At 45.3% G+C, this 9,751-nt stretch carries 11 protein-coding genes and 1 other RNA gene; 3 read left to right on the top strand and 9 right to left on the bottom strand.

The window, feature by feature from the left end; all coding sequences use genetic code 11:
* The 4 genes from GRP75_RS13875 to GRP75_RS13860 all read right to left on the bottom strand — a co-directional run.
* A partial coding sequence (locus GRP75_RS13875) for a TlpA family protein disulfide reductase (RefSeq protein WP_337194227.1) occupies positions 1–682 on the bottom strand: 682 nt, incomplete at its 3' end.
* 171 nt (positions 683–853) lie between these two features.
* The gene (locus tag GRP75_RS13870; protein ID WP_023988027.1) at positions 854–1,591 is read right to left on the bottom strand and encodes an exonuclease domain-containing protein; all 738 of its coding nucleotides are present in this window, start codon (positions 1,589–1,591) and stop codon (positions 854–856) included.
* Positions 1,588–2,670 (bottom strand): DUF294 nucleotidyltransferase-like domain-containing protein, encoded by a 1,083-nt coding sequence (locus GRP75_RS13865; RefSeq protein WP_023988026.1) that lies wholly within the window; start codon positions 2,668–2,670, stop codon positions 1,588–1,590. The genes GRP75_RS13870 and GRP75_RS13865 overlap by 4 nt, the downstream gene beginning before the upstream one ends.
* Before the next feature lie 48 nt (positions 2,671–2,718).
* Positions 2,719–4,122: an ammonium transporter gene (locus GRP75_RS13860; RefSeq protein ID WP_013309724.1), complete on the bottom strand. Its 1,404-nt coding sequence runs from the start codon at positions 4,120–4,122 to the stop codon at positions 2,719–2,721.
* A 295-nt stretch (positions 4,123–4,417) separates the two neighbouring features.
* Between GRP75_RS13860 and GRP75_RS13855 the strand changes: the two genes are divergently transcribed.
* Positions 4,418–4,849, top strand: a complete 432-nt coding sequence (locus tag GRP75_RS13855; RefSeq protein ID WP_023988024.1) for a MerR family transcriptional regulator — start codon at positions 4,418–4,420, stop codon at positions 4,847–4,849.
* Between the two features lie 40 nt (positions 4,850–4,889).
* Positions 4,890–5,561 (top strand): zinc metallopeptidase, encoded by a 672-nt coding sequence (locus GRP75_RS13850; RefSeq protein ID WP_023988023.1) that lies wholly within the window; start codon positions 4,890–4,892, stop codon positions 5,559–5,561.
* 79 nt (positions 5,562–5,640) lie between these two features.
* On the opposite strand, the gene gltC is transcribed toward GRP75_RS13850, so the two are convergent.
* Both gltC and GRP75_RS13840 read right to left on the bottom strand, forming a co-directional pair.
* Positions 5,641–6,579, bottom strand: a complete 939-nt coding sequence (gene gltC, locus GRP75_RS13845) for a glutamate biosynthesis transcriptional regulator GltC (RefSeq protein WP_160789584.1) — start codon at positions 6,577–6,579, stop codon at positions 5,641–5,643.
* A gap of 98 nt (positions 6,580–6,677) precedes the next feature.
* On the bottom strand, positions 6,678–7,301 hold the full coding sequence (locus GRP75_RS13840; protein ID WP_053325165.1) for a rhomboid family intramembrane serine protease: 624 nt from the start codon (positions 7,299–7,301) through the stop codon (positions 6,678–6,680).
* Positions 7,302–7,420: 119 nt separating this feature from the next.
* On the opposite strand from GRP75_RS13840, the gene tpx reads away from it, so the two are divergent.
* Positions 7,421–7,939 (top strand): thiol peroxidase, encoded by a 519-nt coding sequence (gene tpx, locus GRP75_RS13835; RefSeq protein WP_053325164.1) that lies wholly within the window; start codon positions 7,421–7,423, stop codon positions 7,937–7,939.
* 91 nt (positions 7,940–8,030) lie between these two features.
* Here tpx and GRP75_RS13830 read toward each other — a convergent pair whose 3' ends face one another.
* The 3 genes from GRP75_RS13830 to GRP75_RS13820 all read right to left on the bottom strand — a co-directional run bounded on the left by GRP75_RS13830 (position 8,031) and on the right by GRP75_RS13820 (position 9,649).
* Complete coding sequence (locus tag GRP75_RS13830; RefSeq protein ID WP_013309718.1) at positions 8,031–8,423, bottom strand: DUF1499 domain-containing protein; 393 nt, start codon at positions 8,421–8,423, stop codon at positions 8,031–8,033.
* Positions 8,424–8,634: 211 nt separating this feature from the next.
* Positions 8,635–8,829: non-coding RNA, 6S RNA (ssrS, locus tag GRP75_RS13825), on the bottom strand.
* A gap of 58 nt (positions 8,830–8,887) precedes the next feature.
* The gene (locus GRP75_RS13820) at positions 8,888–9,649 is read right to left on the bottom strand and encodes a YesL family protein (RefSeq protein WP_023988019.1); all 762 of its coding nucleotides are present in this window, start codon (positions 9,647–9,649) and stop codon (positions 8,888–8,890) included.
* Positions 9,650–9,751: the final 102 nt, after the last annotated feature.

Below are 9,751 nucleotides of genomic sequence, written 5' to 3'. Positions count from 1 at the left end.
CAGGTGCTCGCATGAGCTTAGAAGGTGTCTTTGGGGTCAACTCGGCTCCCAAAGACACCTTCTTTTTTTCAAGAGTTTCTATTTTGCGTTCCAACTCCTGCTCACTGAGCATGCCGATTATGATTTCGCGGACCTGTCCATGATGATCAACCAGTACATGGGTCGGAAAAGCCACCCCTCCAAATCGTTCAAACAATGCTCCTTGCTCATCAAGTAAAATGGGAAATTGGAGATCCAAAGAGCGGGAAAACTTCTGTACATCCTCCAATCGATCATAGCGAGTTACATTGATACCATAAACATCCACATCATCTTTGTACTTACTATACAACTCATTCAGCATAGGTGCTTCTGATCGGCACGGGTCGCACCACGAAGCCCAAAAACTAATAACCAAAGCTTTATTGCGCGTAGCCCCTACATCGTAGGACTTGCCATTTAACCCCTTTAAAATCATAGAAGGAAGCCGTTGCCCAGGTTTTATCTTTTTCATTACCTCTACCGCATGTGTTTCAGCCTCTACCTCTTTCTCAGCTCCAAGTCTTTCTCTACCATATTCCTCTTTTAATGGTACATTTTTTATGGACAGGCTTGCTGCATAAGTTGTGTTTGCAATAACTCCCCATGAAGCCCCAATCACAACCAGCATAACCATCGCTCTGATGAAAAGAAATCTTTTCACGTCTTATCACCTGTCTTTCATCTAAATGACCCTTACCTTCTCCATAGGATGCCCATACTGTTCCCACCTCTAACCTTCTAAATCTGAACAGGACGCAAAAAAAACAGCAAACCCACGAAATCGCGAACTTGCTGTTTTTATGTGTATATGAATGCTATGCCTTGTACTGAATCAGGCATGACTTAAATGCGCGTAGACATCTGCCAAATTGGTCACGTTACGTTTCAGCATTTCCTGAACATACGCAACCCACAGCTTAGCCGTCATTTTCGCATCCTCTAACGCATGGTGCCGCCCTTCAATCGGAATGGATTGGTAGGCCAACAATTCATCCAAACTGTAGGTTTGATGTTGCTGTGGCTCGAGCCATTTGGCAAGCATCATCGTATCCAGAACACGATGAGTCAATTGGACTTTAGATGTTTTCCATAACGCAGCATTCAAAAAGGCCTTATCATGAGCGCTAGCATGTGCTACAAGTACTCGCCCACCTACAAAGGACATAAAGTCGTGCAGTCCATTCATAAGTGGTGGAGCTTGATCCGTCATTTCCCGGGTAATCCCAGTTAGCTCGGTAATGTGCTCAGGAATCACAGTCCGTGGATTAACAAGCGTATAAAACTGCTCTTTTTCCATAATCATGTCCCCGACAACCCGAATCGCCCCGAACGATAAAATCTCATCTCCATGCTGTGCTGAAAATCCCGTTGTCTCCAGATCAAAAACTACCGTCTCCAAACGATCCAGCGGGGTCCGCAATACTTCAGAGCGCCGTTGCTCCCGGGTTAAGGAGCGAATAAACGCCATCTGCTGAGCCGTAGGAGCCCCCATTACAGATGCGATCGCAGACGGTACTCCTCCTCTGCGGAGAGCGCTCCAGAAGCCACTTCCCTGCGCCGGTTCCTTCATGACCTTCTCCCTTCCATAAATCGCAACTGCCTTTGCAACGCACGATGCAGCCGTCGTACCGTCGAAAGCGCCTCGCGCAACTCATGCCAGCCTTTACCTTGTTTCAGCGGCTTTACAGCCAGGTAGCCATTGCTGACCAGCAATCCATCATTCTCTTTCACTGGCGTAGCCATTCGTAGCTGAAGCGCAATCCGAAAGGCTCGCTCGCAAGCATCGAGTAAAGGCAACGGTGCCGCTTCCAGTGATGCGAGACGACTGAGCCTTTTGAAGGTGGAGGTTTCCTCTACACCATGTTGCAACGCCAAAAAACGGACTGCGTTCACCAGTGGAATGTACAATCCGTATTTCACATCAAAATCGCCCGCATGCTCACCGAAGCGCTCGGTAACGATCTGACCTAAAATATTAAGTGTCGCTTTATGCCTCACTGTGTTCCTAAGTACCGCCGAGGGTAAATCAGGATGTTTTCGGAACAACTCATAAAAACTTCGTTTCCAGTTTGCAGATAGTCGCTCATCTCCAGCGATATGCCTCATATCAGACGAGATAATCAGATAACGGATCGGCTCCCAAGCAAAATCATCCGACCATTTCGTTAGCTGTTTTTGCCATCCAGACAATGTTTGACGCCACAACGGCTCCGAGCACATTACTTTCCCTTCACATTTGGGATATCCCAAATACTCTAACATCGCAGACACTCTGCGACCAAACTCTCTAAAATACAATTCTTTGTCAGCAGATATTGTGTCACTGATAATCATACCGTTATCCTGGTCACTCCACAGCGTCGATTCCGAGCGCCCCATGCTTCCGAAGGCTATAAATGCGTAAGGGACGGGAGGAGGGCCGAAGCCATCCTCAACCATCCCTTTTTCGCACATTTGTACAGCTCTGGCCGCGATGCGGTCATGCATTTCATTCGCCGTTCGTAACCAGTCTGATAACGGAGCGGAGGCTTGGGAAGCCAGCAGCCATTTTTGAGAGTCGACCCTGGCCTGCCTTAGCGATTCAGGTGTATCTGCATGATCTATCGCTTCGGCGGAACTCACCCAAGGGGCCATATTTTGCAGTTCCATACTTCCATCTCCTCCGCTCATCCATACTGGTTCTTTATATTTTACATATTAGTTCACAATTCCAGAACGCTTTTCAGCCTCAGCAACCAACTTCATTTGCTCAGGATAGCCGTACGTACCGTGTTCACTGATATCCAGTCCCATTGTTTCTTCCTCTTCCGTAACGCGAATACCCATAATTGCTTTCATCGCACCCAGAATAATGAAGGAAATGACGAACACGAAAGCCAAGGTGCCAATCAGTCCAAGCAGCTGTACTCCTAATTGGGTAAATCCACCACCATAGAACAGACCCGCTTGACCTACACCTGTTATTTTTACAAGCTCAGGAGTAGCGAACAACCCTGTGGACACTGCGCCCCACATCCCTGCAACACCATGCACGGAGAAAGCATATACCGGGTCATCTACTCTTGCACGCTCAAACCATTGCGCTGTGAAGAAAGTGACGATCCCTGCAACTGCACCAATGACCAGTGCCGCCCAAGGTGCTACAAAGGCACAAGAACCAGTAATGGCAACCAAAGCCGCCAGCACACCATTTAACATAGCAGGAATATCTGCCTTTCCGTATACCATCCAGGATACGAGCAAAGCGAAAACTCCACCTGCCGCAGCAGCAATATTGGTAGTCAAGGCCACATATCCAAAGAATCCGTCGTTCATAGCCGATACAGCACTACCTGGGTTAAATCCAAACCAACCAAACCAGAGAATAATAACACCCAAGATAGAGTACACCTGATTATGACCAGGGATAATGTTCGGCTTGCCATCTTTATTGAACTTGCCCAGACGCGGTTTGAGCAGCAGTGTAGCGACGAGTGCCGCCGTAGCGCCTGTCAAATGGACTACCGTCGAACCGGCATAATCCTGCATTCCCAACTTACCAAGCCATCCGCCGCCCCACACCCAGTGAGCTACAACCGGATAGATTACGATGGAGAATAAAATACCGAAGATAATGTATACACTTAATTTTGCACGCTCTGCCATCCCCCCGCATGCGATAGAAAGTGATACCGCAGCGAAAGCAAAGTGGAACAAAAACATAATTGTAATCGGAACGTCCAGACCTGAAAGAGCATCAAACGATACTGCAGCATCCGTACCACTCATGAAGAAACCCGTCAGTCCCATAAATCCGTTGCCGCCATCATTACCAAAGCCGAATCCAAATCCAAGTGCCCAGAAGGACAAAGCCGCAACACCCGTGGTGAGAATCGTTTTACCAGCGACATGGCCCGCATTCTTCATTCGTGTCGAGCCTGCCTCCAGCAATGCAAATCCCGCTTGCATAAAAAATACAAGTATAAATGCCAAGAACGTAAAGGCCGTGTTTAGCCCAGCTTGAAGTTGAATATTTGTCGGACCGTCAGCAGCAAACGCACCTACCGGAAAAGCTAATACTGTCAGCATGGCCAATAATACAACTAACCACTTTTTTCTCATGAAGCCCACTCCCTCGAATGTTAAGTTTCTTTACATTTCGTGAAATTCTTATTGTCATTATAATCAGAATACATGAAAGTTGACAAGATTTTTTTTATTATGTTAAAAAAATATGGTCCCAAACAATCCATGTCACATTTACTAACTATAAAAGTAGCTTGTTTCTGTCCGAAAAAAAGCATGACGTTTGACTGTATGGTTGGGAATCATGTAAAATATTCTTTATAAACACTCCGTTTGCAAATGCTAATATTGAAGGTTGAACGAAGAGCGCGAGGTGAAGACAGATGGGGATATGAAGCTGTATCGAATTGGTGAGCTAGCCAAGGCGGCTGGTGTCAGCGAACGAACTATTGATTATTACACAAAGCTTGGTTTAATCACACCTGAAGAACGATCATTGAAAAATTATCGGCTTTATAATGATGAAACCTTAAACAGGCTTGAACGTATTAACCAAATGAAACAAGAGAAATATAGCCTCGAGGAAATCAGACAGACACTGATTAAATGGAACTCGGTCGCGGGGGAAGAGCACGTCACGGACAAATTAACGAGTCTAGAAATGCACATGCAGCGTCTGGAACGTGAAGTCAATGAACTACAGCCTCTTCTGGGGCAGCTCAAGCCCGTTCAAGCGCGCAAGTTGCTTACTGGTCTACTACCACAAAGCGCCGCTTGTATCGAAGCTCTGAAGTATCTGCTGGAGCATAGTTCTATGATGTAGATGCCCGGGCTAGTGATGAACAATAATGGAGGGTTGCTTTATGATGGGTATGTATATATTGATTATTCTTGCGTTCGGATTATCCTTATGGGCGCAATTCCGTGTAAAAGGTACTTTTAATAAATGGTCTGATGTCCCAAACGAAAATGGGTTGACCGGTTATGATGCAGCTCGGCATATGCTGGATCGCAATGGTTTGCATGATGTGCCTATTGAACCAGTACCTGGTGCGTTGTCTGACCATTATGATCCAATGCAAAGAGTCGTACGGCTGTCCGAGCCCGTTTATTATGAAAAATCCATTTCTGCAGTTGCCGTAGCTTGTCACGAGGTTGGTCATGCCATTCAGCATAAAGAGCACTATCCCATGCTGGCACTCCGTCACCGGATCTTTCCGATCGTAAACTTCGCTTCCGGGATTGCACCGTTTCTGCTGATTGCCGGTTTCTTATTCAGCTACACGAACCTGATTGGCTTGGGTATCATCTTCTTCTCGGCTACTGTCGCTTTTCAATTAATTACATTACCGGTTGAATTTAATGCTTCCAACCGCGCCCGAGAAATTATGGTTTCCGAAGGGTTTATCCGTAGTGATGAAGAACGGGGTATAGCCAAAGTATTAAATGCTGCTGCATTAACTTATGTGGCTGCAGCTCTCGTTTCCTTGCTGGAACTAATCCGCTTAATCGGTATCTTTAACAGCCGGGATTAATTGCTTGTATTACAAAAAAGGTTGTTCCTCCACCAAGAGGAACAACCTTTTTCCTTTATCTAAAACCAATCAGCTATACTCACTGCCCTAAATCCGCTTTAGCACTTCCATTCGGAGTAGCAGCACTACCTTTAAGGCCAAAATATTGCAACAAAAAAGTTCGGAATGACTTTGCAACTAAGGGTAGTTTGTCATCTCTGCGATGAATCAAGCCAATAGTTCGCGTGACCTCTGGATCAACAATCGACACTCTTGCAGGTTGAAGCGGGTTGGTCTGAAACAACGCCATTTCAGGCAAAAGACTGACTCCCATACCAGCCGCAACTAATCCGCGAATCGTATCTGTCTCTTCACCTTCAAAAGCGATATCCGGCGTAAACCCTGCCTCCAGACAAGCCTGCCAGACAATCGGACGTAACGAATATCCATCTCTGAACAGGATGAATTTTTCTCCTTTAAGCTGACTCAGCGTAATGTGTTTGGCCGTAGCTAAAGGATGATTGGGCGGGAGAACAGCAAACAACTCCTCGGTCAGCACCACATCCCCCTCTACATGATCATGACGATCCGGAAAAGGAGATACAAAAGCCAAATCTACCTCACCCGCTAACACATCACGAATTAAACTCGGGTACATCCCCTGTTTAAATCTGAATTTAACATTGGGATACCGCTTTCGGAATTCAGCCACCACCGTAGGAATAAGATGAATCCCCAAACTGTGCTGAAAACCGATGCGGATTTCGCCCCCCTCAGGATCCAAAAACTCATGAACTTCTAAAACAGCTCGCTCTAGATCTTTTATAATCGTCTCAACCCGTTTGCAAAATAGTTGTCCCACTGGCGTAAGCTGCAAATTGCGACCCTTTTGCATAAAAAGATTGACTCCCAGCTCCTCTTCAAGCTGATGAATTTGCCGACTTACCGCAGATTGCGCCACATGTAGCTCCTCGGCTGCCTGAGTGACATGTTCTTTTTGCGCTACCTTCATGAAGTATTGCAACTGTCGTAATTCCACTCCGATATTCGCTCCAATCTGTTTTTCAACATCCGGAAGAAGACGTCAATCGAACATCATCCTCTTTCTTCCCCTGCTAACTTACCGTAAAACTATCTTTAGTGACGTTTGCGTTGGCCAGTCAATCTGATCATTAATCCATAAAAGAAAAACCCACTGAGCAATCCCCCGAAGTGAGCGGTCCAGTTAATGTTCGCTACAGCGAAAGAAAACAGGATGCCAAACCCAAGCAGCGTGTACAGCGTTTTACGCGAGGCGTCATCCATCAGTGACCGCTGGAACAGGGCAACGTATAGGAATGCTCCATAGATGCCATAAATCGCTCCTGAAGCTCCTACAGAGACTGTCGTTTCCGTCATCATATTGTAATGCGCGATGGACAGTATGTTCCCTACAATGCCCGTGACCAGATACAATAACACATAGCGGAAGGACCCCAGCAAACGCTCCAGCGGAGGAGCGAAGACGAGTATGGCGAAGGAATTGAACAGAAGATGATCAAACCCTGCATGTAAAAACATAGCTGATACATATCGCCACAGTTGATCAGTGAATGGCGCTTCATTAATCAAAGCTCCATATCGGATCAACGTCAAACTATTTTCCGATCCACCCTGTACGGTGAGTACAATAAACATCACAATATTAATGAGCAAAATCAGACAGGTTACTGGGTAAAACCGCAAATAACTTTTCCAGTTCTCATAACGTAAAAAAATCAAGGCAATCCTTCCTTCATGGGTGTCTCCACCTTATTCAAATTGGACAATGTCTTTTATAAAAGATTATAATAGATTTCGGCAACGATAACCAATGCTAAAAACCAAGGAGGCTATTACATATGGCACAAGAACGTACAGGAGCTGCTACTTTTAAAGGCAATCCTTTGACACTCTTAGGTCCTGAACTGAAGGTTGGAGATCAGGCACCTGATTTCAAATTACAGAAAAACCTGCTAGAAGCAGCTACGCTCCAAGACTTTGCAGGCAAAGTCAAATTGATCAGTGTTGTTCCTTCTTTGGATACAGGCGTGTGTGACGCACAGACTCGACGTTTTAACCAGGAAGCTGATTCCCTTGGGGATCAAGTCGTAGTGCTGACTGTCAGCGTCGATCTGCCTTTCGCTCAAGCTCGTTGGTGCGGTGCTGCCGGTATCGACCGCGTATTGACACTGTCCGACTATAAGGATCATTCCTTCGGCGAAGCTTATGGTGTGTTCATCAAGGAATTCCATTTGGATCATAGAGCTATTTTTGTGATTGATCAAAATGATAAAATCGCTTACGTAGAATACTTGAGCGAAATGTCCGAGCACCCTGACTATGAGCAAGCGATTGCAGCAGTGAAAAAACTCGTCTAAATCAAGACTGAATATTAAAAAAGCGAGTGAAGGGTTGCCTTCCTCGCTTTTTTGACGTTTGTCTGCCACATCACTGCTCACACATCTACAATTACTGCACGACCTTATGAGCGGACAGCTTCTTGTCAATCACAGCGAACAGTTGCAAAATGATGCGGTAATTCGCGCCCAAGTCCCCTAGCGATCCGCGCGAAGCAGAATAAATATCCACCGCACTCCGAACTGGCGAGACGGACAATATAGAAACGGTAATGTCGACAGTTCTACCGAACGCCGTTCGCTTCTCTAACGTAATCTCACCTACGGATGCTACCTCATGGAGTACCTTGTAGCCAGGAATTTTTTTCAAAATAGATGATACTTCTTCCCAAGCCTTGTCTCTCGATAAGTTATAATAGCGTGTCTTCATTTGGGGGTCCTTGACCCGGTCGCTTGTACCTTCTTGGCTGCGCACAATCCCTACCAGAGTCCTCTTCAACGACAAGACATTTCCTCCTTCACGATAATCGTTGCCATAATGCAGCACATCGGTTTTTTTGCTGCAAGCGCTTTATAAAAACGTTAAACAACAAAAATTTAACCGACCATACCTGTGGTATGCGACCTTAGTACCTCATGTCTTAGTTTAACATTGTTACATACAAAAAACACCCTGTTTCTGCACGAAGCATGAACAGAGTGTATTCATTATCTTTGGAGTACCCGCCGATGCCGTCCGACCATAGCGTCTTCTGAACCTGCTTTAGCAGGTGGGTGACCGCAGAATAAACTTTTGAAGTCCCCTTGTCAGGAATTGACAGGGCTTTTCAGCTGTTCATCCGTATAGATCTCCCTAGACATTGTCATTGGTTCAAAACAACAAATGACCGTAACGTGCATCGCAGGATGTGACCTTATTATAGCGCTTCTCACTCAGAAAGTAAATGCTAGGAGAAATATGTTTTATTTTTAGAGGTTATCACTTTTCTTGTCTTCAATGGTTGCCGTATCTTCATCTTTCTGCTTCATCTTTTCCATTTGATCTTGCATTTTGAGGAATGTTCCATAAAAATTAAAGAAAGCGAACCAGGCAACCACGCTGCCGATGAAGAATAGGAAAAGCACAGGATATTTGACTCCAATAAATATAACAACGGCGCTGCCGAGCATGGTGGAAAATACACGGAATGGTCGAATCAGCGTCAATAAAACCGCATTTTTAATAATTTGTCCGGTAGACATATGATAATGAGCCACCATCGAAAAGAAGTTAAACATAGACACAAGCAAAATAATGATAAGAATAAGCATAATTACGCCCACGATTTGCAAGTTGCTGAGTTGTGTCATATATACGGTATAATCCACATACATGATGACAAACAGCAATGTGTAAAAGATACCCCCGATCAGACTCTGCTTATAATTCTCTTTATACCCTTTAAAAAAGGTACGAAACACGCCCGTATCGGTATCACCCATTACCCATTTGCGAACCACTGTGAACATAGCCGATGTGGCTGGAAATAAAGTAAGCGGTGCCAAAATAGCCATCGCCCAGTTCATTTGTAAAGACTCATTAGCCAAATTCTGATTCATTACAAGTAGTTTCAGTATGAGGCAGAATACAAAAGGCGACGAACATAACACCCATAACAAATTTGTAGCCGCCAGTCGGGTAATCCACTCTGTCAGGCGGTAAATACCACCCATAGCTCCTTTAAACTCCAATGTCAGTCTCTCCCTCCGCAAGCCTTGGCAGTTCCAAGACTCATGTTGCTATGCCTATAAATTCCGGCTCTTGACTATATCATACCGTATTTCAGCCCTAAT

The organism is Paenibacillus sp. OT2-17 (assembly GCF_009827695.1).
Taxonomy (GTDB): domain Bacteria; phylum Bacillota; class Bacilli; order Paenibacillales; family Paenibacillaceae; genus Paenibacillus; species Paenibacillus polymyxa_B.
The sequence above is the reverse complement of the archived record's forward strand: the minus strand, read 5'-3'. Positions and strand labels throughout refer to the sequence as shown.

What these genes read in the sequence shown, in the direction of transcription:
- GRP75_RS13870 (WP_023988027.1), bottom strand. Translation starts at nt 1,591, where the DNA reads ATGAAGGAACCGGCGCAGGGAAGTGGCTTCTGGAGCGCTCTCCGCAGA.
- GRP75_RS13865 (WP_023988026.1), bottom strand. Translation starts at nt 2,670, where the DNA reads ATGGAACTGCAAAATATGGCCCCTTGGGTGAGTTCCGCCGAAGCGATA.
- GRP75_RS13860 (WP_013309724.1), bottom strand. Translation starts at nt 4,122, where the DNA reads ATGAGAAAAAAGTGGTTAGTTGTATTATTGGCCATGCTGACAGTATTA.
- GRP75_RS13855 (WP_023988024.1), top strand. Translation starts at nt 4,418, where the DNA reads ATGAAGCTGTATCGAATTGGTGAGCTAGCCAAGGCGGCTGGTGTCAGC.
- GRP75_RS13850 (WP_023988023.1), top strand. Translation starts at nt 4,890, where the DNA reads ATGATGGGTATGTATATATTGATTATTCTTGCGTTCGGATTATCCTTA.
- tpx (WP_053325164.1), top strand. Translation starts at nt 7,421, where the DNA reads ATGGCACAAGAACGTACAGGAGCTGCTACTTTTAAAGGCAATCCTTTG.